The organism is Sphingomonas oligophenolica (assembly GCF_039522915.1).
Classification (GTDB): Bacteria; Pseudomonadota; Alphaproteobacteria; order Sphingomonadales; family Sphingomonadaceae; genus Sphingomonas; species Sphingomonas oligophenolica.
Window position 1 is genome coordinate 288,454 of the sequence record NZ_BAAAEH010000005.1, and the last position, 23,444, is coordinate 311,897.

Annotated in this window: 22 protein-coding genes and 2 tRNA genes; 12 read left to right on the plus strand and 12 right to left on the minus strand. The window is 64.3% G+C overall.

Annotated elements, in window-relative coordinates:
- The first annotated feature begins 83 nt into the window (after positions 1–83).
- Positions 84–392 (plus strand): metalloregulator ArsR/SmtB family transcription factor, encoded by a 309-nt coding sequence (locus ABD050_RS03885; protein WP_343887857.1) that lies wholly within the window; start codon positions 84–86, stop codon positions 390–392.
- A 19-nt stretch (positions 393–411) separates the two neighbouring features.
- Here the strand turns inward: ABD050_RS03885 and ABD050_RS03890 are convergent, their stop codons facing one another.
- Complete coding sequence (locus ABD050_RS03890) at positions 412–621, minus strand: hypothetical protein (protein WP_425542405.1); 210 nt, start codon at positions 619–621, stop codon at positions 412–414.
- Between the two features lie 13 nt (positions 622–634).
- Positions 635–784 (minus strand): hypothetical protein, encoded by a 150-nt coding sequence (locus ABD050_RS03895; RefSeq protein ID WP_343887861.1) that lies wholly within the window; start codon positions 782–784, stop codon positions 635–637.
- A 107-nt stretch (positions 785–891) separates the two neighbouring features.
- Between ABD050_RS03895 and ABD050_RS03900 the strand changes: the two genes are divergently transcribed.
- A tRNA-Leu gene (locus ABD050_RS03900) sits at positions 892–976 on the plus strand.
- A 78-nt stretch (positions 977–1,054) separates the two neighbouring features.
- On the plus strand, positions 1,055–2,683 hold the full coding sequence (gene tig / locus ABD050_RS03905) for a trigger factor (RefSeq protein ID WP_343887863.1): 1,629 nt from the start codon (positions 1,055–1,057) through the stop codon (positions 2,681–2,683).
- A gap of 78 nt (positions 2,684–2,761) precedes the next feature.
- On the opposite strand, the gene ABD050_RS03910 is transcribed toward tig, so the two are convergent.
- The gene (locus ABD050_RS03910; protein WP_343888076.1) at positions 2,762–3,307 is read right to left on the minus strand and encodes a DUF4328 domain-containing protein; all 546 of its coding nucleotides are present in this window, start codon (positions 3,305–3,307) and stop codon (positions 2,762–2,764) included.
- A gap of 149 nt (positions 3,308–3,456) precedes the next feature.
- On the opposite strand from ABD050_RS03910, the gene ABD050_RS03915 reads away from it, so the two are divergent.
- The 4 genes from ABD050_RS03915 to ABD050_RS03930 all read left to right on the plus strand — a co-directional run bounded on the left by ABD050_RS03915 (position 3,457) and on the right by ABD050_RS03930 (position 7,288).
- The gene (locus ABD050_RS03915) at positions 3,457–4,410 is read left to right on the plus strand and encodes a glycosyltransferase family 2 protein (RefSeq protein ID WP_343887865.1); all 954 of its coding nucleotides are present in this window, start codon (positions 3,457–3,459) and stop codon (positions 4,408–4,410) included.
- Positions 4,411–4,471: 61 nt separating this feature from the next.
- A complete protein-coding gene (gene clpP / locus ABD050_RS03920; protein ID WP_343887867.1) occupies positions 4,472–5,170 on the plus strand; it encodes an ATP-dependent Clp endopeptidase proteolytic subunit ClpP in 699 nt (232 codons plus the stop codon).
- A gap of 247 nt (positions 5,171–5,417) precedes the next feature.
- Positions 5,418–6,686 carry an ATP-dependent Clp protease ATP-binding subunit ClpX gene (clpX, locus tag ABD050_RS03925; RefSeq protein WP_343887869.1) on the plus strand — a complete coding sequence of 423 codons (1,269 nt, stop codon included), beginning with the start codon at positions 5,418–5,420 and terminating at the stop codon, positions 6,684–6,686.
- Positions 6,683–7,288 (plus strand): GNAT family N-acetyltransferase, encoded by a 606-nt coding sequence (locus ABD050_RS03930; RefSeq protein WP_343887871.1) that lies wholly within the window; start codon positions 6,683–6,685, stop codon positions 7,286–7,288. Before clpX ends, ABD050_RS03930 begins: the two co-directional genes overlap by 4 nt.
- A 118-nt stretch (positions 7,289–7,406) precedes the next feature.
- Here ABD050_RS03930 and ABD050_RS03935 read toward each other — a convergent pair whose 3' ends face one another.
- From ABD050_RS03935 to ABD050_RS03960, 6 genes are all read right to left on the minus strand, one after another.
- Positions 7,407–7,736 (minus strand): ArsR/SmtB family transcription factor, encoded by a 330-nt coding sequence (locus ABD050_RS03935; RefSeq protein ID WP_343887873.1) that lies wholly within the window; start codon positions 7,734–7,736, stop codon positions 7,407–7,409.
- Positions 7,733–8,206 (minus strand): SRPBCC family protein, encoded by a 474-nt coding sequence (locus ABD050_RS03940; protein WP_343887875.1) that lies wholly within the window; start codon positions 8,204–8,206, stop codon positions 7,733–7,735. Before ABD050_RS03940 ends, ABD050_RS03935 begins: the two co-directional genes overlap by 4 nt.
- Before the next feature lie 71 nt (positions 8,207–8,277).
- On the minus strand, positions 8,278–9,729 hold the full coding sequence (locus tag ABD050_RS03945) for an NCS1 family nucleobase:cation symporter-1 (protein ID WP_343887877.1): 1,452 nt from the start codon (positions 9,727–9,729) through the stop codon (positions 8,278–8,280).
- A 57-nt stretch (positions 9,730–9,786) separates the two neighbouring features.
- On the minus strand, positions 9,787–10,446 hold the full coding sequence (locus ABD050_RS03950; protein ID WP_343887879.1) for a phytanoyl-CoA dioxygenase family protein: 660 nt from the start codon (positions 10,444–10,446) through the stop codon (positions 9,787–9,789).
- 11 nt (positions 10,447–10,457) lie between these two features.
- On the minus strand, positions 10,458–11,063 hold the full coding sequence (locus ABD050_RS03955) for a methyltransferase family protein (protein ID WP_343887881.1): 606 nt from the start codon (positions 11,061–11,063) through the stop codon (positions 10,458–10,460).
- Between the two features lie 39 nt (positions 11,064–11,102).
- On the minus strand, positions 11,103–12,821 hold the full coding sequence (locus tag ABD050_RS03960; RefSeq protein WP_343888077.1) for a M1 family metallopeptidase: 1,719 nt from the start codon (positions 12,819–12,821) through the stop codon (positions 11,103–11,105).
- A gap of 163 nt (positions 12,822–12,984) precedes the next feature.
- Here ABD050_RS03960 and lon point away from each other — a divergent pair, with 163 nt between their 5' ends.
- From lon to ABD050_RS03975, 3 genes are all read left to right on the plus strand, one after another.
- Complete coding sequence (lon, locus tag ABD050_RS03965) at positions 12,985–15,381, plus strand: endopeptidase La (protein ID WP_343887883.1); 2,397 nt, start codon at positions 12,985–12,987, stop codon at positions 15,379–15,381.
- 144 nt (positions 15,382–15,525) lie between these two features.
- A complete protein-coding gene (locus ABD050_RS03970) occupies positions 15,526–15,798 on the plus strand; it encodes an HU family DNA-binding protein (protein ID WP_343887885.1) in 273 nt (90 codons plus the stop codon).
- A 140-nt stretch (positions 15,799–15,938) separates the two neighbouring features.
- Positions 15,939–16,013, plus strand: a tRNA-Val gene (locus tag ABD050_RS03975).
- A gap of 3 nt (positions 16,014–16,016) precedes the next feature.
- Here ABD050_RS03975 and ABD050_RS03980 read toward each other — a convergent pair.
- The 3 genes from ABD050_RS03980 to ABD050_RS03990 form a co-directional block, all read right to left on the minus strand.
- Complete coding sequence (locus tag ABD050_RS03980) at positions 16,017–16,682, minus strand: FABP family protein (RefSeq protein ID WP_343887887.1); 666 nt, start codon at positions 16,680–16,682, stop codon at positions 16,017–16,019.
- A gap of 211 nt (positions 16,683–16,893) precedes the next feature.
- Positions 16,894–19,296 carry a TonB-dependent receptor gene (locus tag ABD050_RS03985; protein ID WP_343887889.1) on the minus strand — a complete coding sequence of 801 codons (2,403 nt, stop codon included), beginning with the start codon at positions 19,294–19,296 and terminating at the stop codon, positions 16,894–16,896.
- A gap of 254 nt (positions 19,297–19,550) precedes the next feature.
- The gene (locus ABD050_RS03990; protein WP_343887891.1) at positions 19,551–20,231 is read right to left on the minus strand and encodes a prolyl hydroxylase family protein; all 681 of its coding nucleotides are present in this window, start codon (positions 20,229–20,231) and stop codon (positions 19,551–19,553) included.
- 153 nt (positions 20,232–20,384) lie between these two features.
- On the opposite strand from ABD050_RS03990, the gene ABD050_RS03995 reads away from it, so the two are divergent.
- The gene (locus ABD050_RS03995) at positions 20,385–21,233 is read left to right on the plus strand and encodes a type II secretion system protein N (protein WP_343887893.1); all 849 of its coding nucleotides are present in this window, start codon (positions 20,385–20,387) and stop codon (positions 21,231–21,233) included.
- Entirely contained in the window at positions 21,230–23,434 is a 2,205-nt protein-coding gene (gene gspD / locus ABD050_RS04000) for a type II secretion system secretin GspD (protein ID WP_343887895.1), read from the plus strand. Before ABD050_RS03995 ends, gspD begins: the two co-directional genes overlap by 4 nt.
- Positions 23,435–23,444 lie beyond the last annotated feature (10 nt).

The following is a 23,444-nucleotide window of genomic DNA, read 5'->3' on the forward strand; positions in this document are numbered from 1 at the left end:
TCTGAGTCGACAGGTATTTAAGAAATTACCTAATTACTCATTTCCCCATCGCCCGCAAGCCCGTTCGCGATTATAGAAGAGGTATGGAACGCGTCTTCGAAGCCCTGTCATCCACCACGCGCCGAAAGATCCTCGCCTATCTCGCTCACGCTGAATTGACGGCCGGCGAGATTGCGTCGCGCTTCGCGATGTCGAAGCCGGCGGTGTCGCAGCATCTTTCAGTGCTCGAAAATGCCGGGCTCGTCGCCAGCGAGAAGCGCGGGCAATATGTCCATTACCGGTTGGTGAACGATCACCTGGCGAACACGCTTCACGGCTTTCTGCAGGAAGTCTGCCCGGTCTCGCGCCCGCTGAAGAGCGAGAGCAAGGCGATCGCGCGCAAGCGGTCGTAGCCGCCCGCGCGCGCATCGCTTATTGCACGTCGTCCTGATTCTTCGTCACGCCACCGGTGCCGCCGACGCCGTCCGGCTCGCCGGCCGAGGTGAAGGAATCGGGCTCGTCCCCGCCTTCGCCGCGCTCTACCGCGTCCTTTCGGGCTTCGACGATCTGCTCGATGTCGCTGCGCTCATCATTGTCGTTCTCGGGCAGGCTGTCGGGATGGGGGTCGCGTTCATCGGTCATCATGATGTCCTTTTCAGTCTGTCGGCTGGAACGGTTCGCTCGGCTCGCTGCCGGGCGAGGGTATATCGACATCGGGTGCGTTCGGGCCGACCTCGGGCGGTGGCGTCTCGGGCTGGCCGGGCTGGCTCGGCGGCGGCAATTCAGTCGGGGGCGTGGTGGCCATGGCTTGATCTCCTCGAAACAGACAACGCCTTTGCGCGGTGCCGGTTGCCTGCGCGCTTGCCCCCGGGCGCATCACTGGTATAGACGCGCCGACCGACGGTGTCCCATGCGGGCGTGGCGGAACTGGTAGACGCGCCTGGTTTAGGTCCAGGTATCGCAAGATGTGGGGGTTCGAGTCCCTTCGCCCGCACCAGTCTCGTCGCGCCGGGCGAGGGGTGCCGCGACACCGATTCCCTGAAAAGGCCCAGAGTTAAAAAAGGCAAGTGTTGAAATGCAGACTGTCGAGACGTTGAACGAGGGCCTGAAGCGCGCCTACACGCTGAAAATCACGGCCAAGGATATCGATTCCAAGGTCGATGCCGAACTGAAGCGCGTCGCGCCGCAGGTACGGATGCCCGGCTTCCGCCCCGGCAAGGTGCCAGCGAACCTGGTTCGCAAGATGCACGGCCCTGCGCTGATGCAGGATGCGCTCAACAGCTCGATCCAGGAAGGCGTCCAGACCCTGCTCGCCGAGCAGAAGCTGCGCCCGGCGATCCAGCCTTCGGTGAGCCTCGATGAAGGCTATGAGCTCGGCATGGATGCCGAGGTGAAGGTCGAGCTCGAAGTGCTGCCCGATGTGCCGACTCCGGCGATCGATTCGCTCAAGCTCGAGCGGCTGACCGTTCCTGCCGACGAAGCGAGCGTTCAGGCGCAGCTCGAGAAGTTCGCCGTGCAGCAGAAGCGCTGGGACGACGCCAAGCCGACCTACAAGGCGAAGATGGGCGACCTCGTCGTCCTTGATTTCGTTGGCAAGGTTGACGGCGTCGCCTTCGAGGGCGGCACCGGCGAGGACATGTCGGTCGAGCTCGGCTCGGGCCGGCTGATCCCGGGCTTCGAGGATCAGGTCGTCGGCGTGAAGACCGGCGACGAGCGCCAGATCAAGGTGACCTTCCCGGCCGATTACCAGGCGAAGGACCTGGCCGGCCAGGACGCGACCTTCGACCTGACGATCAAGCAGGTGAAGACCGCCGGCGAAACCAAGATCGACGATTCGCTGGCGACCTCGCTCGGCCTCGAGAGCCTCGAGCAGCTCAAGGGCCTGCTCAAGGGCCAGATCGAGCAGGAGCTCAACGGGCTGACCCGCACGCACATGAAGCGCAAACTGCTCGACCAGCTCGCCGAGGGCCATGATTTTCCGGTCCCGCCGTCGATGGTCGAGGCCGAGTTCAACCAGATCTGGCAGCAGCTCGAGCATGAGGCGACTCATGAGGAGGATCCAGCCGCGGCGCTTGCCGAGATGGAAGCCGAGCGCGCCGACTATCAGGCGATTGCCGAGCGCCGCGTGCGGCTCGGTCTGCTCCTGTCGGAGATCGGCCAGTCAAATGGCGTCGAGGTCAGCCAGCAGGAAATGAACCGGCTGATCGCCCAGGCCGCCCAGCAGTACAGCCCCGAGGACCGCACCCGGTTCATCGAATATGTCCGCTCCGAGCCGATGGCGGCGGCCCAGCTGCGTGCACCGCTTTATGAAGACAAGGTGGTCGACTGGCTGTTCGAAAAGGCGGAGATCAGCGACCGCGAAGTAACCCGCGAGGCGCTCGAGGCAGCGATCGAGTCCGAGGACGGCTTCGATACCGGCACGCACAGCCACGATCACGACAACCACAAGCCCAAGGCCAAGAAGGCAGCGGCGAAGAAGGTGGCTCCTGCCAAGGAAGAGGCCGAGGAAACCAAGCCGGCGAAGAAGGCCGCTGCCAAGAAGGCCGAGCCCGAGGATGAAGCGCCAGCGGAAGCAGCAGCCGAGCCGGTGAAGAAGCCGGCCGCCAAAAAGGCCGCGGCCAAGCCCGCGGCTGAGGAAGCTCCGGCCGAAGAGGCACCGGCCAAGAAGCCGGCCGCCAAAAAGGCGCCAGCAAAGAAAGCCTGATCGCCCGGATCAGTTGCGTAACGCCGTCATTTCTCGCGAAATGGCGGCGTTACGCATTTCAGCGTCCCGTCGGTGCGCTCAGGCGAAGACTTCGGCAATTTCCGATCCGGCAAGACTGTCTTGCCCTTTGGCAATGCCACGCACGAGCGCGATGGCGGCCACTGCTACCGCAATTTCCGCGGCGATATGCACCACGATAGTGGTCAGGTTCCGGCTGTCTCTGTTCGTGATATTGGAGATATAGGCGAGGATGTTGGTGGCCAGCCACAATCCCCACCAGACCGAGACAAGGCTATCATTGGTGTCGTGCGGCCAGATATTGCGGCTGGCGTTCCACAGCTCGCGCATGGCCTGGAAAGGCTTGAACAGCGAGGCGACGGGAACGAAGAACCACCAGATGCGCGAGGCCGGCGTGAACTCCAGCTCGTCCATGCCGACCTCCACCAGGTTGCGACCGGCCACGTAAATCCATCGGCAGAACAGGATCATCGTCAGGATCTTGAAGCCGAAGACGAAGCCGTCCGCCATCCCGGCGACCGGCGTGATATAGACGCTGAAGGTGCCCGGAGAGAGCCACGCCACGAGCAGGATCGCTGGCCGCAATGCTGCATCGATCACGATCATGATGGTCAAGATCAGTGTCAATAACCGCAAATTATGAGCAGGCATCGTCTATCCCCCCGTTGTTCCGAAAGGAGGATGTGCGCCCGGCACCGGTGCGTCAAATCACAAAGGGGGTCGAATCGGCGCGCATTGCATCTTATGGCGTTGCCATGAACTCCCGCATTGCCGTCCTGCTTCCCTGCTACAACGAGGAAACCGCGATCGCGCAGACGGTGGCGGGCTTCCGCGCCGTGCTGCCCGACGCGGTGATCTACGTCTATGACAATAACAGCCGCGACCGCACCGTCGAGGTCGCCCGGGCGGCGGGTGCGATCGTCCGTACCGAGCGGATGCAGGGCAAGGGCAATGTCGTCCGCCGCATGTTCGCCGACGTCGATGCCGACATCTATGTGATGGCCGATGGCGATGCGACCTATGACGCGGCCTCGGCGCCAGCGCTGATCGCCCGGGTGCTCGACGAACAGCTCGACATGGTGGTGGGCTCGCGGGTGACTCAGGAGACCGCTGCCTATCGCCGCGGTCACCAGTTCGGCAACCGGGCGATGACCGGCATCCTCGCACAGCTGTTCGGGCGCAGCTTCACCGACATCTTTTCGGGCTACCGGGTTTTTTCCCGGCGATTCGTGAAGAGCTTCCCGGTGCTCTCCGCGGGCTTCGAGATCGAAACCGAGATCAGCGTTCATGCGCTCGAGCTGAAAATGCCGGTGGGCGAGATCGAGACGCCTTATTATGCCCGCCCCGAGGGCTCCGAATCGAAGCTCAGCACCTATCGCGACGGCTTCCGGATCGCGCGGACCATCATGACGCTCTACCGGATCGAGCGGCCGCTGCTGTTCTTCGGCGCCGTCGGCGTGCTGTTCGGCCTGGTCGGCCTCGCACTCGCGGTGCCGCTGATCATCACCTATCTGCACACCCATCTCGTGCCGCGCTTCCCGACCGCGATCCTCGTCACCGGGCTGATGATCATGGCCGCGCTCAACGGCTTTGCCGGGCTCATCCTCGATACGGTGGTGCGCGGCCGGCGCGAGATGCGGCGGCTCGCCTATCTTTCGCATCGAGCCCCGGGCGGGGACGATCGCCGTCAGGATTTGGGCGGGGCTTGAACTCGTTTCCGCCAGCGCCGATGTAGGGCGCCTTAGGGGCACAAGGATCTAAAGGCTCATCATGCACAACCCGTTCGACACCGGCGACTTCGCACGTCCTCTCACCAATGCTGGTTTCAGCCAGTCGCCCGAGGGTGGTCTCGTCCCCATCGTCATCGAGCAATCCAACCGCGGCGAGCGCAGCTTCGACATTTATTCGCGGCTGCTGCGCGAGCGAATCATCTTCGTCACCGGCGGGGTCGAGGATCACATGGCCTCGGTCATCACTGCCCAGCTGCTCTTCCTGGAGTCCGAGAACCCCAAGAAGGACATCTTCATGTACATCAATTCGCCGGGCGGCGTCGTCACGGCGGGCATGGCGATCCATGACACCATGCAATATATCCGTCCTCGGGTCGGCACGGTCTGTATCGGCCAGGCAGCCTCGATGGGCAGTTTCCTGCTCGCCGCCGGCGAGCCGGGAATGCGGGTCGCGCTGACGAATGCGCGGATCATGATCCACCAGCCCTCGGGCGGGGCGCAGGGCATGGCGAGCGATATCGAGATCCAGGCGAAGGAAATCCTGCGCATCCGGCATCGGATGAACACGCTCTACGCGCAATATACCGGCAAGCCGCTCGAGGAAATCGAGAAGGCGATGGATCGCGACAAGTTCCTCGAAGCGGATGAGGCGAAGGCATTCGGGCTGATCGACGAGGTGTTCGACAAGCGTCCGGCAATCTCGGAAGACGGCACGCCGCCGGTGCTGCCTGCTTCCTGAGCCGCGTCGGAGCCCTGGCCGAGCCACCCGATATATCGCCGGCGTTGCCATCAACGACGCCGGCGACGGCCGCTCTCCCATATCGGGGCGGGCGGCAACGGCTTGTTTCCTCTTCCCAGCGTAAACATATTGGCTATCGTCGGCGCGCAACTATCATTAGGTTGCTGTGCCGGACGATGACGGCGACGACTTCAGAGTCCCTCGCAGGTGCGACGGGTGTGCGGAATCGAATGAAGGTATCTGGTTTATGACGAAGCTGAGCGGTGGCGACTCGAAGAGCACGCTATATTGCTCGTTCTGCGGCAAATCGCAGCACGAGGTGAGGAAGCTCATCGCCGGACCCACCGTGTTCATCTGCGATGAATGCGTCGAGCTGTGCAACGACATCATCCGCGAAGAGACCAAATCGGCGCTCGTGTCGAAAAAGGACGGGGGCGTGCCGACCCCGCAGGAAATCTGCGACGTGCTCGACGATTACGTCATCGGCCAGAAGCGCGCCAAGCGGGTGCTCTCGGTCGCGGTGCACAATCACTACAAGCGCCTGAACCACGGCCAGAAGGGCGCTGACGTAGAGCTCGCCAAGTCGAACATCCTGCTCGTCGGGCCGACCGGCTGCGGCAAGACTTTGCTCGCCCAGACGCTGGCGCGAATCCTCGACGTGCCCTTCACCATGGCCGATGCGACGACGCTGACCGAGGCGGGCTATGTCGGCGAGGATGTCGAGAACATCATCCTCAAGCTGCTCCAGGCGTCCGATTACAATGTCGAGCGGGCGCAGCGCGGGATCGTCTATATCGACGAGATCGACAAGATCAGCCGCAAGGCCGAGAATCCCTCGATCACCCGCGACGTGTCGGGCGAGGGCGTGCAGCAGGCGCTGCTCAAGCTGATGGAGGGCACCACCGCCTCGGTGCCGCCGCAGGGCGGGCGCAAGCATCCGCAGCAGGAATTCCTGCAGGTCGACACGACCAACATCCTGTTCATCTGTGGCGGCGCGTTCAGCGGCCTGGAAAAGATCATCGGCGATCGCCTTCAGGGCAAGTCGATCGGCTTCGGCGCCTATGTCGCCAGCCCCGAGGAGCGCCGCACCGGTGAGACCCTGAAGTCGGTCGAGCCCGAGGATCTGCTGAAGTTCGGCCTGATCCCCGAATTCGTCGGCCGTCTGCCGGTGATCGCGACGCTCGAGGATCTCGACGTGCCGGCTTTGGTCACGATCCTGACCGAGCCGAAGAACGCCCTGGTCAAACAGTATCAGAAGCTGTTCGACATGGAGGATGTGAAGCTCGGCTTCACTGACGACGCGCTCGTGCAGGTCGCCAAGAAGGCGATCGATCGCAAGACCGGTGCGCGCGGGCTGCGTTCGATCCTCGAGGGCATCTTGCTCGACACCATGTTCGATCTGCCGGGCATGGATTCGGTCGACGAGGTGATGATCGACAAGGATGTGATCGAGGGCCGCAAGGAGCCGATCCGCGTCTATGCCAAGAAGGACAAGGCGGGCGCCGGCGCCGCGTGAGCGCTGACGCCGACTCGCTTTCCCCAGTCCGGATCGCGGGCAACCGCGACCGCGCAGCGATTGCCGCCACCCTGGCCCGCGCCTTTGGCGAGGACCCGGCGACCAGCTTCATCTTTCCCGATCCCGTCCTCCGGGCGAAGCGCTTGCCGCGCCTGTTCGCGCTGCTGTTCGACGAGGATGTGCGCGGAATGCGTCTCGTGACGGCGGGAGGCGAGGCGGCGACCCTGTGGCGTGGTCCGGGGCGAATCCGTACCACCCGACTCGATCTGCTGCGCGAGGCATTGCCGCTGCTGGCCACCTTCGGCACGGCGCTTGGCCGCGCCCTGGCGGTATCGGATGCGATCGACGCCCACCTGCCCCAGGGTGATTACTGGTACCTCCACATCGCCGGCTGCGAGCCGGCCGCGCAGGGCAAGGGCTTTGGGGGCATGGCGGTGCGCGCGGGCCTCGAGCGAGTCGCCGGGAGCGGGTTGCCGGCCTATCTCGAGACTCCGCTCGAACGGAATATCGGCTTCTATCAGGGGCTCGGCTTCGAGGTGATCGGTGACTGGGCAGTGCCCAAGGGCGGGCCGCGATTCTGGTCGATGTGGCGGGCGGCTTAACCCATCGACGTCATGCCGGACTTGTTCCGGCATCCATGCTTCCGCAAACGCTTCAGGCGTTGTGCGCGCGGCACGACGGACCCCGGGACAAGCCCGGGTTGACGTTCGAGAGAGATCTTTATTCGTCTTCCGCCAGAAAATCGCCGAGCTGATCGAGCCGCATCTCCCACAATGACCGCCGGTCGCGAATCCATTGCTCGAGCGGCAAGAACCCTTTCGTCTCCAGGCTGCAGGTCCGCACGCGGCCGATCTTCTCGGTGCGGACAAGGCCGCATTCCTCGAGCACCTGAAGATGCTGCGCGACTGCGGTCAGGGTGATCTCCAGCGGCCCGGCCAAGCTTGAGACCGAGAGCGGTCCCCGGCTCAGCCGTTCGACGATCGCCTTGCGCGAGGGGTCGGCGAGGGCGCGCAGGATGCGGTCGACGCTGATCTCTGGAGTAGCCGTCATTGAGCCAGTGTTGCTGCGAGCCTGTCGAGCAGCGCCCGCCACCCCGCCTCGCGCATTTCGGGGCCGTCCGCACCTTCGAAGAATACGCCCTGATGGATGCAGACGAGATCGGTTCCGGTTTCGGTCGCGATGAGCTCGATCGTCACCAGCGAGACGGAGAAATGCCTGCCGGCGAGCGACATGGTCGAGGCGCTGACGATGCGGCGATCGGGAACGATATCGTGGAACTGCTCCTCATTGACGATTTCGGCCCCTTCGAAGGGCGTATCCGGGCCGAGCCGGTAGCGCAGGATCGACTCGCCGCCGACGCGGAAATCCATCGTGAAATCGGCCACGTCATGACCGTCGCGCTCGGCATACCAGCGGCGCTTCTTCTCTTCCTGGCTGAGGGCGGCGAACACGCGCTCGCGCGGCACGGGGTAGCTCCGTTCAATCACGAAGGTGCTGGGGACAACGGCTTGCTCTTTCATGGCCAAAGACTCCATTGGTGAAGTTGTGGCTTCAGTATTGCGAGCCGATTGATGATTGTCAAGTGGTGACTTCAGTATCGTCGTTTGGCCATCAGCACGGCGTAGCTCGCAAGCGCCAGGAACAGCCCGGTGAACCACGCATAGGCATAGAGACCCGTCCAGAAACCGCTGATCGCCCCGAACACGCCAGGCGCAACCGTCGCGAGGAAGCCGGGCAGGTTGGGCAGCACGCCGATCGCGAAGGCGGCGAGCGCCCGCCCGTTCCAGCCGTTCTTATAGGCGTAGCGTCCATCCTCGCGGTACAGGTCGCCGACATCGAGCTGCGCGCGGCGGATCAGCCAGTAATCGGCGATCAAGATGCCTGCGATCGGCCCGAGCAGGGCGCTGTAGCCGGTCAGCCAGACGAAGATGTAGCCGCCGGTCGTGGCCAGCAGCTTCCACGGCATGATCAGCACGCCGATCACCGCGGTGATCAGCCCGCCGGTGCGATAGGAAATCCGTCCCGGCGCCAGCGACGAGAAATCATAGGCGGCGCACACCAGGTTCGCGGCGATGTTGCACGAGATGGTGTCGATCGTGATGACGATCAGTCCGATCAGGACCAGCGGCCCGGCCAGCGTGCCCGAGAGCGCGACCGGATCCCAGATCGCATGGCCATAGATCACCACGGTCGCCGATGTGGTGATGACGCTGGCGAGCGCGATCAGGCCCATGCCGGGCGGCAGGCCGATTGCCTGGCCGATCATCTGGTCGCGCTGGCTGCGCGCGAAGCGGGTGAAATCGGGGATGTTGAGCGCAAGCGTGCCCCAGAAGCCGATCATGCCGGTCAGCGAGGGCCAGAACACCATCCAGAACTGGCCGGCTTTGGCGCCGCCCGGTACGAAGGCGGACGGGCTCGAGAAGATCGGGCCGAGCCCGCCGGCGCGGTCGACCGCCCACCAGACGAGCGCGATGCAGACGAGGATCTTGACCGGCGCCGTCCATGTCTCGAGGCGACGGATCGTGGTCAGCCCCTTGCGGACGAAGAAGAGCTGCAGCGCCCAGAAAGCGGCGAAGGCGAGTGCCTGGCCGACGCCCATGTCGAGCAGCGGGATGGGCGTGCCCCTGAGATCGTGGCCGACGAGCACGCCGAGCAGGGTCAGCAGCGCCTCGCCGCCGATCCAGGTCTGGATGCCATACCAGCCGCAGGCGACCAGCGCCCGGGCGAGCGCCGGCAGCCGCGCGCCGCGCGTTCCGAACGAGGCGCGCGCCAGCACTGAATAGGGAATGCCGTAGCGCGCGCCAGCATGGCCGATCAGCAGCAAGGGCACGAGCACGATGACATTGCCGAGCAGCACGGTGATCGTCGCTTCGCCCGCCGACATGCCCTGTTCGATCAGCCCCGAGGCAAGCATCCAGCTCGGCACTGCGACGATCATGCCGACCCAGAGGGCCGCATAGTGATACCAGGCCCAGGTCCGCTGCTCCGGTCCGGTCGGTGCGAGATCGCGGTTCCAGAGCATGTCGGCGGCTTGGTCGGTCATGCGGCTTCCCCTGGTCGGGAGAGTGGCCGCGAATCCTTGGTCAGCGCAAGAGGGACGCTAGATGCCGAGCCATTCGAGGCCGCCCGGCAATGCCTCGGCGGCATAATCGATCTGAAGCACGCGCCGTCGGCTGGGCGCGAGCGCGGCGTTGGAGGCGTGAAGGATCGGCGTCGCGTAGAGCCAGACATCGCCCCGTTCGGCGTGACAGGTGGCCACACCGCACGCAGCGACGATGCCGTCGATCAACGGTTCAGCGACTCGACCGAAGCGATGCGACCCCGGGGCGATCATCAACGGCGCGTTGTCGGCGCCGACCGGGTCGAGATGGAGGCGCAGCGTCACCATCCGCGTCAGGAGATCGAAGGGAGGCGCAACGTGGAGCAAGCCGGCCTTGATCGTCCAGGGGCCGAAGCCGTCGACATCGCGGCGCTCGGCGACGACGATGGTCCTGTCCTGATGCCATCCAAGCGACCAGTTCGTCGCCGCGGTCTTGTCGAACAGGATCGCCCGTACCGGCCGCGACGGCCGGCCAAGTGCTTCGGCGGCGATCGCGCAGATCCGCGTGCCCGTGCCGACCAGCGCAGGCAGCGCGCTGATGCCGTGCAGACGGCTCCCCGCCCGGTCGGGCGCGAGCGCGCCGAGAGCTGCTTCGATCCGCGGCAGGACGGCATTCGCGGCCGACGCGAAAAGCTGCGCGCCGTCGCGCTCGAAGGTCATCATGCCGATGTTCAGAAAACCCCCGGGACGAACCTTTTCACCCGCGCGGCATAGGCGTCATAGTCGGCGCCGAACTGCTCGCGCAGGATGCGTTCCTCGTGGCGGACGCGGAGCCAGGTCGCAATCGCGTACATCGGCACCGCGAGCAGCAGGTTGCGCGTATGGCCATAGGCGATCGCCATCGCGACCATGAAGAAGAACAGGGCGACGTAGATCGGATGGCGCACGACCGCGAAGGGGCCGGACTGGACAAGCTGATGGTCCTCGCGCGTGCGCGCCACCAGGCTCCAATTCTTGCCCATGGTGCGCGACGACGCATCGAATAGCCAGACCGCGCCCAGCATTAGCAGCAGCGCCGCCGTGCCTTCGGCGATCGCCTTGGGCGAGCCAGGATCGAGCAGCACACGGAGGGGGCCGAAGCCGACAATGCCGATCGCGATGCCCTGGACGATGATCCAGACGATCGATGCGTTCTTTCGACGGGTGACCGCCACCGTCGCGCCGCGACCGGCCCGCAGCCGTGCCGCCAGCAGAGCGAAGAGGAAGATCACGAAGCCGAGCGCGATCGCGGCGAGGCCGGGCAGGCCGACCGGATCGCTATGGATAACCATGCTCATGCGCTCTTCTTATGCCATGTGTATTATATTGGCAATACACTATTGCCTTTTCCGCGCCTGAGCTGCTTTCCAGGCCTGATACGCCTCGATTGCGCGCGATCGCTTGAGAATGCGGCTGTCCGGATCGACCACGATGTGCGCGCCTGGCGCGACCGCGATGCTGTCCTTGCCGCCGGTCATCGCCAGCCTCTCGACCCGGCCGTCGACCTGTACCTCGACCGGCATCGGGAAGGGCAGATCGCCGGGCGCCTTCCAGGCCAGGGTCAGGGTGCCGCCGTCGCGCGTCTCAATCAGCTCGGGAAGCGCTGCCTGGCGGAGATAGACGTCGAAGAACCAGCCATAATCCTTGCCCGTCACCTGCTTGACGAAGCCCTCATATTCAGGCGTCGACCCGTAGCGCGGCTGGAAATTGCCCGGTTTCGGGTCGAGCCGGCCATAGACGGCGAGACGGGTGACATCGAGGAAAGCCTTGTCGCCGATCAGGTTGCGCAGGGTGTGGAGCATCCACGAGCCCTTGTAATAAATATCCTGGCCGGGCCCACCCTTGTCGATCTCATAGACTTCTTCCTCGGTGCGCGCCTTGCCCGAGACGATCGGCCTGAGGTTGGCGATCTTGTTGCGTTCGTCGTCGAGCATCGTCGCATACCGCGCTTCGCCCTCGCGCCAGCGGCCGTAGAATGGCTGCATGTACGTGGCATAGCCCTCGTGGAGCCAGTAATCGTCCCAGTCGGCGGCGGTCAGCTGGTTGCCGAAATATTCGTGGGAGAATTCGTGCTGGAACAGCCAGTCGAACCCCTCGGGCGCCTTGGCATAGTCATTGCCATAGGCATTGATCGTCTGGTGCTCCATGCCCTTGTGCGGCGTCTCGACCACGCCGAGCTTTTCGTCGCCCCACGGATAAGGGCCGATCTCGCTTTCGAAGAAATCGAGGGTCGGCGCGAATTCCGCGAACAGCGCCTTCGCCTTTGCCTCCTCGCCGGGAAGATACCAGTAGAACATCGGGATCTGGTTGCCGAAGCGGCTCTTGTAGAGGCCCGACATCTCCTCATACGGACCGACATTGAGCGCGATGCCATAGGTGTTGGGCTGGCGGACGCTCCAGTTCCAGGTGATGCGGCCATCGGGGAGGGTGTCCACACCGATCAGCTTGCCGTTCGACGGCGCCTTCAGGCCTTTCGGCACGGTGATGTGGAGCGTGACCCGGCCGGGCTCGCCGGTCGGGAAATCGAGACAGGGCCAGAAGAGGTCGCAGCCATAGCCTTCGGCCGTCGTCGCGAACCAGGTGCGGCCGTCGGGGGTCTTCGACCAGACCATGCCATCGTCCCAGGGCGCGCGTACGGCGACGTGCGGGGTACCGCCATAGGTGATCGTGGCGGTCACCTGGCCGCCCGCGGCAATCGGCGCGGGAAGGGTGATCGTCAGCCGCCCGTCGGGGTCGGCAAAGGCGCTGCGGGGGAGGGGGCTGCCATCGATCGCGACTGTGCTCGGCGCAATATTGCGATCGAGATCGAGCAGCAATCTCCGGAGCGGCGCCTTTGCCGTGAAGACCAGAGTCGCGACGCCCTTCAATTGCTCGGTCTCGGGCAGCACCTCGAATTTCAGATCGGCCGAGTCGAAGCGCAACGCGGCCTGCTCCGGGTCGATCGGGCCGCCCGATCTCTGGGTCTGTACGCTGATCGCTGGCTCGCCGATTCCAGGCAGGTGGGCAGCGCCGGTCAGCGAAAGCGCGGCGAGGGCGAAAAGCGCGCGAAAGAGCATCGAAGAAGCGGGCGCTGACGGACGATCTGCCCGTGTCGACAGGAAAACCGGCGCCAGAAAAACCGTGCCGGCGGCATCAATCGTCACAGGGCGATTGATGGATCGCTTACCTGCACCATATAAGGGATAACTTGCGCCGCGTTCAGGCGCTCCCGGAGTATCCATGACCCAATCCTACCCAGTCCTGCCGCTTCGCGATATCGTCGTCTTCCCGCACATGATCGTGCCGTTGTTCGTCGGTCGCGACAAGTCGGTCGCAGCGCTCGAAGCCGCCATGGCAGCCGACAAGGAAATCTTCCTCGTCGCCCAGCTCGATCCGGCCGAGGATGATCCCGATCGCGAGGATCTCTACGATATCGGCGTCACCGCGACCGTGCTTCAGCTCCTGAAGCTGCCTGACGGCACGGTTCGCGTGCTGGTCGAGGGCAAGATGCGCGCCGCGCTTGACGCGCTGTCGATCACTGACACCTATCTCGCCGCGACCGTGCTGCCGGTCGAGGAGAAGGAGGCCACCGGAACCGAGGTCTCCGCACTGATGCGTTCGGTCGTCGACCAGTTCGAGAATTATGCAAAGCTCAACCGCAAGCTCCCCGCCGAGACCGCGGTGCAGCTCGGCGAGATCGAGGAGGCCTCGCGGCTTGCCGATGCGGTCGCGTCGAACATCTCCGTCAAGGTCGCCGACAAGCAGGCGCTGCTGGTCGAAGTCGATCCGGCACGCCGGCTCGAAATGGCGTTCGCCTTCATGGAGGGCGAGCTCGGTGTCCTGCAGGTCGAGAAGAAGATCAAGAGCCGGGTCAAGCGCCAGATGGAGAAGACCCAGCGCGAATATTATCTCAACGAGCAGTTGAAGGCGATCCAGCGCGAGCTCGGCAATGAGGGCGAGGAAGGCGAGGGCGACGAGATCGCCGAGCTGACCCAGAAGATCGCGACCCTGAAGCTCTCCAAGGAAGCCCGCGCCAAGGCGACCGGCGAGCTCAAGAAGCTGAAGACGATGGCGCCGATGTCGGCCGAAGCGACGGTCGTGCGCAATTATCTCGACGTGCTGCTCGGGCTGCCATGGGGCAAGAAGTCGAAGATCAAGAAGGACATCTCCGCCGCCCAGGCGATCCTCGACGAGGATCATTATGCGCTCGAGAAGGTGAAGGACCGGATCGTCGAATATCTCGCGGTCCAGGCGCGCACCAACAAGCTGAAGGGGCCGATCCTGTGCCTCGTCGGCCCTCCCGGCGTCGGCAAGACCTCGCTCGGCAAGTCGATCGCCAAGGCGACCGGCCGCGAGTTCGTGCGCCAGTCGCTCGGCGGCGTGCGTGACGAAGCCGAGATCCGTGGCCACAGGCGGACCTATATCGGTTCGCTGCCGGGCAAGATCGTCACCAATCTCAAAAAGGCCGGCAGCTCGAACCCGCTGTTCCTGCTCGACGAGATCGACAAGCTCGGTCAGGATTTCCGCGGCGACCCTGCCTCGGCATTGCTCGAAGTGCTTGATCCGGAACAGAATTCCAAGTTCCAGGACCATTATCTCGAGATCGATCTCGATCTCAGCGACATCATGTTCGTGACGACCGCGAACACGCTGAACCTGCCCCAGGCGCTGCTCGACCGGATGGAGATCATCCGCCTCGAAGGCTATACCGAGGACGAGAAGGTCGAGATCGCGACGCGGCACCTCATTGCCAAGCAGATCGAGGCGCATGGGCTGAAGGAGGGCGAGTTCACCCTTACCCCCGAGGGCCTGCGCGCGCTGATCCAGTATTACACGCGTGAAGCCGGCGTTCGTACCCTCGAGCGCGAGATCGCCAAGCTCGCGCGCAAGGCGCTTCGCCAGATCCTCGAAGGCAAGGTGACGAGCGTGACGGTCACGCCCGACAATCTCGCCGAGTTCGCGGGCGTGCGGAAATATCGCCATGGCCTGGGCGAAGAGGAAAACCAGGTCGGTGCGGTCACCGGTCTTGCCTGGACCGAAGTGGGCGGCGAGCTGCTGACGATCGAGAGCGTCACCGTGCCCGGCCGCGGCGTGGCCAAGGTGACCGGCAAGCTCGGCGATGTGATGAAGGAATCGATCGAGACTGCCTTCAGCTTCATCAAGGCCCGGTCGCCGAGCTATGGCATCAAGCCGAGTATCTTCTCGCGCAAGGATATCCATATCCATCTGCCCGAGGGTGCGGTGCCCAAGGACGGGCCGTCGGCCGGCATCGGCATCGTCACCGCCATCGTTTCGACGCTGACTGGCGTCCCGGTGCGGCGTGACATTGCGATGACCGGCGAGGTGACGTTGCGCGGTCGGGTGCTGCCGATCGGCGGTCTGAAGGAGAAGCTGCTCGCAGCGCTCCGCGGCGGCATCACCACGGTGCTGATCCCGGCCGAAAACGAGAAGGACCTGGCGGAGATCCCCGCCAATGTCCGCGAGGGGCTGACGATCATTCCGGTCGCCCATGTCGATGAAGTGCTGCGGCTGGCGCTGACCGGGCCGCTCACCGCGATCGACTGGACCGAGGCTGACGATCTGGCCGCCCAGCCCCCGGCAGGGGTTGCGCCGATTGGTGGGGAACTGCATCATTAATCAACAACGGCGCGTTAGCGCAGCTTCTGTTGCACTATTACGTCGTTTTGTTTTGACAGCCCCGTTTCAAGCCGTCTTACTGTACCACCGGCTTTGTGCCGCGACTCATTTTGTGTACCATTTCAAGACGGGGGTTCTCCAGGCATGAACAAGCAGGAACTGATCGGATCGGTCGCCGACGCATCCGGATTGAGCAAGGGCGACGCCAGCAAGGCGGTCGAGGCGGTGTTCGATGCGATTTCCGGTGCGCTCAAAAAGGGCGACGAGGTCCGGCTTGTCGGCTTCGGCACTTTTTCGGTCAGCAAGCGCAAGGCATCGACGGGCCGCAATCCGCGCACCGGCGAGCCAATGACGATCAAGGCATCGTCGCAGCCCAAGTTCAAGGCAGGCAAGGGCCTGAAGGACTCGGTCAACTGAAACAGGCCCGAACGGGTGGGCAGGGCTGGACAAGCTGCGCTCGCCTGTCTTAAGGCAAAACCAGATGGGGCGGCGGCGACGCCGCCCTATTCCGTTGGCGCCCCGATCGATCGCCATTCGATTGAACGGGAAGTCGCTGCGGGCGCGTAGCTCAGTGGTAGAGCACACCCTTCACACGGGTGGGGTCGCAAGTTCAATCCTTGCCGCGCCCACCATTTTCAAGCCGGGCCGGCGTCGGTCTTCCGCGCGGCCAGGATGCGCGCCAGCGGATTGGGCTGGGGCTCAGCCACCTTGTGCAATGTGTTCCGATCACGGTGCATGAAGGGCTCGGTGCGGCCGTGCACCGTCAGGACCGTATCAGTGACATAGCTCCAGGAGCCGTCGGGATTGAAGATGATCTCGATCCTGTAGGAGTCGGTGCGAAAGGCATATTCGAGAAACGCGGTCGAGCAGATGCCATATTCAGTCTGCCCCCGCGTCGCCGTCAGCACCAGGTTCGGGGCATCGGGCGATGCCTGCCCGGACGCGATCGCCACCTGCCCGCGCGGGATTGCGACGGTCTGGAGAACGAGGCCGGTCGCGGGCTCCCACAACCAATAGCCGACCTGGTCGTGGAAGGTGATATCCTCCTCGGGCGTGTTGATGTGGATGTGATAGCGCAGGCCGTAGAAAAGCTGCGGGCCATTGGCCTGCGGGTCGATCGGCTCGAAATCGATTCGCTCCCGGAAGACGCGCCGCTCGGGGCCCTCGGCTTTCGGATTAAGGTCGACACCCTTTTCAGCCTCCCAGCTCCCCGCCAACCGCCGGAGCGGGCCGAGATTGGCGAGCGTGTCGGGATCGACGTCAGTCGGTTCGGTGAAGATGTCGGCTGGAAACGGGTTCATCGGGGCGCCTCCCTGTTCGAATCGACTCATGCTGGACCATGACGGTCTTGAAACCACAAGATTCGATCGGCCCGCGAATGGCTTTGGTCGCGGGCACGTGGAATTGTCTCCGCAAAAAAAAATCCCCGACCCGCACGCTGCCGCGCGGATCGGGGAGTTTGGGGCATGACAGGAGCGGCGACCGCTGCCTGAAGGCGGTCGCCGTCCGGGATCAGAACTTGATCGAGACTTCGCCGCCGAAGGTCCGCGGTGTGTTGAAGTTGGCATAGCTGCCGAGCACAGCGTTGTTGGCATTCGAGCGACGATAGATATGCGATTCGTCCAGCAGGTTGCGAGCCCAGATCGAGAAGGTCGCCTTGGTGCCGATGCTGTTCATGGTGACGTCGGCCAGCGCAATGCGGCCGTTCACGATGAAGCTCGAGTCAGTCAGGACATTCTCTGCCTGGAAGCTGTAGGCGGCATCGGCATAATTGGCGTCGAGGTGGAGGCGAACCTTTGAATCTCCGCCGCCGACCGGAACCTCATAGTCGACATAGCCCGACGCGGCGTTGGGCGGGGTGTACACGGCAAACACCTGAAACAGCGGATTGCCCGGGAGGAACGGGTTAGCCGTGGGCGGGATCTTGACCGAGGTATAGGCGTAGGACGCCCCCAGAGTCAGATGGTCGATCGGCATGGCCGTCAACTCCACTTCAACGCCGCGGATCTTCGAAATGCCCGGGGCATTGCGCGTTTCCTCAGTGTGAAGATTGAAGGTCGGGCTCTGCGGGTTGGTATCGACATTGTCGAAATCGGTCTGCGTGCCGGAGCGATCCATGATGTACCCGGCGAGGTTCAGGCGAACCTTGCGATCGAGGAACTCCATCTTCGCGCCAAGCTCATAGGATTTGACCGATTCCGGAGCGAAGGCGGTGAAGGTCTGCGACCGGTCATTGGCGCCGCCGGCGCGATAGCCGGTGGCGTATTTGGCATAGAGATTGATGCCGGGCGCCGCATCGAACGCAAGCGTGACCATCGGGTCGAAACGGCCCTTGTCGAAATTGAAGGTGAAGGCGGTCGGCTTGCCCTGAACGATGTAGAGCAGGCCGTTGCGCTTGTCCTTCGTGTAGCGGCCACCGACGGTCAGGTGCAGGACAGGAGCGAAGTCGGGCGTGTAGGTGAACTGGCCATAGGCCGAATAGCTCCGCGCCTTGGCATAGCTGGCGCGTTGCAGGAACCGGGAATTATAATCCCAACCCTGGTTGGAGGAGGTGATTGGCCCGAACACCTGCGAGGGAAGGATGGTGTAGGCAGTGCCGTCCGCGTTCCACTGGTTGGTGGATGGCGTGGCCGCGGATTCCCGAGCCTGCTCGGTGAAGTAATAAAGCCCCGCCGTATAGTCGAGCTGCGGAATGCTGCCGACTGCCTGAAATTCCTGGCTGAACTGGCTCTGGTAGAGATCGGACAGACTGTAGCGGCTGAACTTGCCGTTAGGTGAGAACGGCACGCGCTCCGGGCCGCCGGAATTGTCCCACTGATTGGTGCCGACCTTGCGCCACGCGGTGATCGAGCGCAATTCGAGCTCTGGCATGACTTTGTACTTGAGCGAGGCTGCCACACCCTCGGTCTCGTCCACGCTGTACTGTTGCGGCACGCCGACGTCGGCCACCGACTGCCGATCCGGGTGGACGCCGACCAGCGCCGGCAATATCGCGATGGAGCCAGCCGGCTTACCCAGCGGATTATAGTTGATCAGCTGGCTGTAGAACGGCGTGTTCTCGTCCTTCGCCTTGTCGAAGGAGACGTCCGCGGTGAAACCATCGAAGGGCGTCCACCGAGCCGCGATGCGCCCGCCGACGCGATGATAGGCGTTCCAGCCGATTGAGCCGGCGAGCGGATCCTTGACGGTCGGATCCTGGTGCTGGATCACGCCGTCGAGCTTGACCGCGATATTGGCGAAGGCCGGCAGGTTGAGATGCAACTGGCCGTCATAGCTGCCGAAATTGCCGACGCTGGCCGATGCCCGGCCGCCGAATTCGCCGGTCGGCCCCTTTGTGACGATGCTCAGTGCGCCGCCTTCGGTATTGCGGCCGAACAGCGTGCCCTGGGGGCCGCGCAGTACTTCGACGCGCTCCACATCGAACAACGCGGCGTTGAGGCCCTGCTGGCGGCCGAGATAGACGCCATCGATGTAAACGCCGACGCCCTGGTCCCGCGCGGTCTGGTTGGCGTCGAACGGCACGATGCCGCGGATACCGACGGTCAGCGCCGACTGGCGTGCCTCGAAAGTGGCGACGCGCAGCGATGGCACCGCCCCGTCTGCGAGATCCATCAGGCTCTGAACATGCCGATCGGTGATGATTTGAGCGCTGACGACCGCGATCGCGATCGGCGTCTTCTGCAGGTTCGTGTCGCGCTTGGTCGCGCTGACGACGACATCGGCCATCTGCCCGGCCTCGGCTGTGTCGGCTGGCTTGCCCTCGTCAGCGGTGGCGGTTGCAGCGGCGGCCTTGTCGTCAGCTGCCTTGGCAGGCTCCTCAGCTGCAATGCCTTTGGCGAACGCTGGCGAAATCGTGGTTGCCAGCAGCGCGCCGCCCAGCAGCAGCTGCAGGCGGAAGCCTGGTTGATAGCGCATGTGTAAAATCCCCTTGAGCCGAGAATCAGTGTCGGCGAGGGCTGCGATAGGGGCGGTAAATGACAGGCACGCGAAGCTTGTGTTACAGTTCCATGTCGGTTGCGTGAATCAGGAAAGATGGAATCCCCTATTATCAACGGTGTAGGAAATCGGGTTCGCGCGCGTCGGTGAACTGGTGCCGGACTGGGGTAAATCGGCAACAGGCGAATCAGCGCTTGAGTCGCGACGGCGTTTCGCCAGGCCGCGCGAGGCGGTCAGGCCCAGCCCCAGGGCCGTTCGCGAAACCATTTGGTGATGACGTATTTCACCCCCGACCTGACCTTCATGCCCTGATGGATCGTGGCTGGGTTGAGGCTGCCGTCGGGCCGGCGATTGTTCCAGGCGAGCAGCTTGCCGGTTTCGGGCTGGACGATCTTGTCGATCGTCTTGAAGCGGGTGGCGCCGCCCGCCTCGGGCTCGTTGAGATAGATCATCACCGTCCAGGTGCGATTGCCTGCGACCCCGCAATAGCGTTCATAATCAACGCCCGCCGGCTCGAAATAGTCGGTATGGCCCTTGAACTCCTGGCCGACGGCGTAGCGCTGGCCCTGCATCGGCTCGCCATGCACCGGATCGAGCCCGGTAAAGCCGGTGATCATCGCCTCGACCTCAGCGACGACGGGATCGTTGCTGTCGAGATCGCAGGTTTCGCTGGTGCGGAAGGCGGCATCGCCATTCGGATCGGAGATGGTCGAGGGGCGGCGCTGCGCATCGATTCGCGCGATCACCGCGGCGCAGGTTGCGGAATCGAGGAAGCCGCGCCGGAGGAAGAGAGTCAGCTTGGGGCTCGGCACCCGCTGGATGCCCGGCTGGGCGGCGAGGCGCGCTACGACGGCTTCGGACGGATGGCCGGAGCCGAGTGTCGGGGCGGCTTCGATCAGAGCGGCATCAGTCATCGCAGCAATGGTGCCAAAGCGAGCGCGCATTTTCCAGTCCGAACAGGCACCTGGCGCTCGCTGCCTCAACAACGACGCATTTGGTTCACATCCGCGACGTACGACTGTAACAATCGCTACCTAGCGATAGGGCGGGTCAGGGATTTTTTGCGCATGCGTTTGGTTCTGGATGCGCGGGCACGTGATCTGTTGCGGCGGCTGCCCCGCACCAATGTCTATTCAGCGCTCGAACTGCTGTTGCTGGCGGGGCTCGCCATACAATGTGCCCGTCTCTTCTGGGTATTGGTGACGCCGGTCGGCCCGCTCGGCCCCTGGCAACCGGTCCAGCCCGGCTTTGGTGGCTCACCGACTGCGATGCTTCAGGGCTTCGATCCCTTTTTTCGGCTGAGCGGCGGCGATGGGAAGCCGGCAGTGGTGACCTCGCTCCAGCTCACCTTGTTCGGCACGCGGACCAACGATGCGACCGGGGGTGGATCGGCGATCATCGCCGGCCCCGACGGCGTCCAGACGAGCTATGCGGTCGGCGACGAGATCAGCCCCGGCGTGAAGTTGAAGGCAGTCGCGTTCGATCATGTCACGATCGATCGCGGGGGCGCCGCCGAGGATCTGTTCATCGACCAGAGCGGCGCGGTCACACCGGTTGCGCCGATTCCCGCGGCAAGCCCGTCCTTGCTCGGGCCCCCGCCGCTGCCAGTCGATAAAGGTGGGATCGGCAAGGGCATGAACCCGGCGCAGTTCCGCACTGATATCGGCTTCATCCCGCGCGTCGATGGCGGGCGGGTGAGCGGACTCACCGTCAGGCCGATCGGGTCGGGGGCGGCGTTCCGCGCGGCTGGCTTGCGCGAAGGTGATGTTATCACTGCGATCGGCGGGCGCCCGGTCACCGGCCAGGGCGATTTCGAGCAGCTTGGCGCCTCGGTCGGCAAGGGCGGCAGCGTGCCCGTCACGGTCGAGCGCGGCAACCAGACCCTATCCCTCACGATCACGATTGCGGGCCAATGAAGAAACTGATTCTCGCGTCCGCGTTGGCTCTCGCGATTGCCGGCCCGCTTACCGCCCAGACGACGATGAACGTCCGCGATGCCGATATCCGGGCCTTCATCGCCGATGCGGCGCGGGTGACGGGGCGGACCTTCATCATCGACGCGCGCGTGCAGGGGAAGGTGACGGTCGTCACGGACCGGCCGCTGTCGCAATCCGAATATTTCGAAGTGTTTCTCTCGACCTTGCGCGCCAATGGCCTGGTCGCGGTGCCGACGTCGAACGGCGCGTTCCGGATCCAGCCGACCGACAATGCCGCCTCGCAGCCCGGCCGGGTCGGGTCGAGTGGCGCCGCGCGCAACAGCTTCGTCACCGAGATCGTCAGGCTGCGCTCGATCGACGCCGCCTCGGCGCTCGATACGGTGCGGCCGCTGGTCAGCGCTCAAGGGTCGGTCACCGCCAATCGCGGCGGCAATTCGCTCGTGATCGTCGACTTCGCCGACAATATCCGGCGCGTGCGCGAAGTGCTGCGCCGGATCGACACCGACAATGCCTCGACCCGGGTGATCGCACTGAAGAATGCGGGCGCGCGCGAGATCGCGACGGCGCTTCAGGCGCTGGCCGGGCAAGGCGGGGCTGGAGGCGGGCAGGGGCCGGCGGCCGGCCAGGGCGTCAGCGTGGTGGCGATCACCAGCTCCAACTCAGTCGCCTTGCGCGGCGATCCCTCCTCGGTGGCGCGCCTCGCCGCGGTGGCCGAAGACCTCGACCGCCGGGCGAAGAACGGCACCGAGATCAAGGTGATCTTCCTCGAAAATGCCGATGCCGAGCAGCTTCTGCCGGTGCTCCAGCAGCTCGTCGGCCAGACACCGACTCAGCCGGCGCCGACCCAGGCACTCTCCAAGTCGAATTTCGGCGGCACCGGCAACGACACCCAGACGAATAGCATGGCGCAGGCAGCGCCGCAGCCGGTCGCGACGTCGTCGCCGACATCGGGAACCGGCCAGCCGGCGGTCACTGCCGAGGGCGGACGCACCGCGTCGGTCGTGACTCGCTTTGCCGGTGCGAATGCGATCGTGATCGCCGCGCCGGCCGAGGTGCAGCGCCAGCTCGCCGAGGTCGTGCGCCAGCTCGATACGCGGCGCGAACAGGTGCTGGTCGAGGCGATCGTCGCCGAGGTATCCGATGCGACCGCGAGCAAGCTCGGCGTTCAGTTCCTGCTCGCCGGCCTGCCCGGCAGCGGGGTGCCGACCTTCGCCACCAGCTACAGCAATTCGGCACCCAATCTGCTGACGATCGCGGGCGCGATCGGGGCGCGGAAACTGGCGACGACCACCACCACGGTCAACGGCACCACCACCGTCACCACCACCAACAACGCGATCAGCGATACGCTTGCGCAGTCAGCGATCAGCTCGATCCTCGGCGCGTCGGGCGGGTTCGGTGGCGGTGCGTTCAATATCGGCAAGGATGCGATCTTCGGGACGATCATCAACGCAGTGAAGTCCGACACCACGTCCAACCTGCTCCAGGCGCCCTCGCTGACCACGCTCGACAATCAGGCGGCGCGAATCCTGGTCGGGCAGGAGGTGCCGGTCACCACCGGTCAGGCGCTGAGCAGCAATTTCGACAATGCCTTCCGCACCACGCAGCGCGAGAATGTCGGCATCCAGCTCGAGGTAAAGCCGCAGATCAATTCGAGCGGGACGATCAAGCTGTTCCTCCACCAGCAGGTCAGCTCGATCGCGGGGCCGGTGTCGAGCGACAATAGCGACCTGATCCTCAACAAGCGCGAGGTCGAGACGACGCTGACCGTCGATGACGGGCAGATCGCCGTGATCGGCGGATTGCTCAGCGACGATGAGAGGCGGACGATCGAGAAGGTGCCGCTGCTCGGCGATCTGCCTGGAGTCGGCGCGCTGTTCCGATCCAAGGCGAAGCAGCGCACCAAGACCAATTTGATGATCTTCATCCGCCCGACCATCCTGCGCAGCGCCGAGGATGCCCGCAAGGTGACCGAGCAGCGTTATGGCTATCTGCGCCTGCAACAGGCCGGACAGCGGCCCGACGAGGAGCCAAGCATCGACGAGCTGGTACGCGATTATTTCGGCGCCGCGGCCCCGCTGCCGCCGACCGGCGCGCCGGGCGGAATCGATGACCCCAGAGTCGCGGTGCCGGTGATGCGCAATTCGACGAGTGTGATCCGGCCCAAGAGGGATCAGTGATGGAGATTGG

Coding starts and splice junctions, on each gene's coding strand:
- ABD050_RS03910 (WP_343888076.1), bottom strand. CDS start 3,307: ATGATCGTGATCGATGCAGCATTGCGGCCAGCGATCCTGCTCGTGGCG.
- ABD050_RS03955 (WP_343887881.1), bottom strand. CDS start 11,063: ATGAGCATGGTTATCCATAGCGATCCGGTCGGCCTGCCCGGCCTCGCC.
- tig (WP_343887863.1), top strand. CDS start 1,055: ATGCAGACTGTCGAGACGTTGAACGAGGGCCTGAAGCGCGCCTACACG.
- ABD050_RS03960 (WP_343888077.1), bottom strand. CDS start 12,821: ATGCTCTTTCGCGCGCTTTTCGCCCTCGCCGCGCTTTCGCTGACCGGC.
- ABD050_RS03885 (WP_343887857.1), top strand. CDS start 84: ATGGAACGCGTCTTCGAAGCCCTGTCATCCACCACGCGCCGAAAGATC.
- ABD050_RS03950 (WP_343887879.1), bottom strand. CDS start 10,446: ATGACCTTCGAGCGCGACGGCGCGCAGCTTTTCGCGTCGGCCGCGAAT.
- ABD050_RS03915 (WP_343887865.1), top strand. CDS start 3,457: ATGAACTCCCGCATTGCCGTCCTGCTTCCCTGCTACAACGAGGAAACC.
- ABD050_RS03945 (WP_343887877.1), bottom strand. CDS start 9,729: ATGACCGACCAAGCCGCCGACATGCTCTGGAACCGCGATCTCGCACCG.
- ABD050_RS03980 (WP_343887887.1), bottom strand. CDS start 16,682: ATGAACCCGTTTCCAGCCGACATCTTCACCGAACCGACTGACGTCGAT.
- ABD050_RS03890 (WP_425542405.1), bottom strand. CDS start 621: ATGACCGATGAACGCGACCCCCATCCCGACAGCCTGCCCGAGAACGAC.
- ABD050_RS03970 (WP_343887885.1), top strand. CDS start 15,526: ATGAACAAGCAGGAACTGATCGGATCGGTCGCCGACGCATCCGGATTG.
- ABD050_RS03995 (WP_343887893.1), top strand. CDS start 20,385: ATGCGTTTGGTTCTGGATGCGCGGGCACGTGATCTGTTGCGGCGGCTG.
- gspD (WP_343887895.1), top strand. CDS start 21,230: ATGAAGAAACTGATTCTCGCGTCCGCGTTGGCTCTCGCGATTGCCGGC.
- ABD050_RS03935 (WP_343887873.1), bottom strand. CDS start 7,736: ATGACGGCTACTCCAGAGATCAGCGTCGACCGCATCCTGCGCGCCCTC.
- ABD050_RS03895 (WP_343887861.1), bottom strand. CDS start 784: ATGGCCACCACGCCCCCGACTGAATTGCCGCCGCCGAGCCAGCCCGGC.
- lon (WP_343887883.1), top strand. CDS start 12,985: ATGACCCAATCCTACCCAGTCCTGCCGCTTCGCGATATCGTCGTCTTC.
- ABD050_RS03990 (WP_343887891.1), bottom strand. CDS start 20,231: ATGACTGATGCCGCTCTGATCGAAGCCGCCCCGACACTCGGCTCCGGC.
- ABD050_RS03985 (WP_343887889.1), bottom strand. CDS start 19,296: ATGCGCTATCAACCAGGCTTCCGCCTGCAGCTGCTGCTGGGCGGCGCG.
- clpP (WP_343887867.1), top strand. CDS start 4,472: ATGCACAACCCGTTCGACACCGGCGACTTCGCACGTCCTCTCACCAAT.
- ABD050_RS03940 (WP_343887875.1), bottom strand. CDS start 8,206: ATGAAAGAGCAAGCCGTTGTCCCCAGCACCTTCGTGATTGAACGGAGC.
- clpX (WP_343887869.1), top strand. CDS start 5,418: ATGACGAAGCTGAGCGGTGGCGACTCGAAGAGCACGCTATATTGCTCG.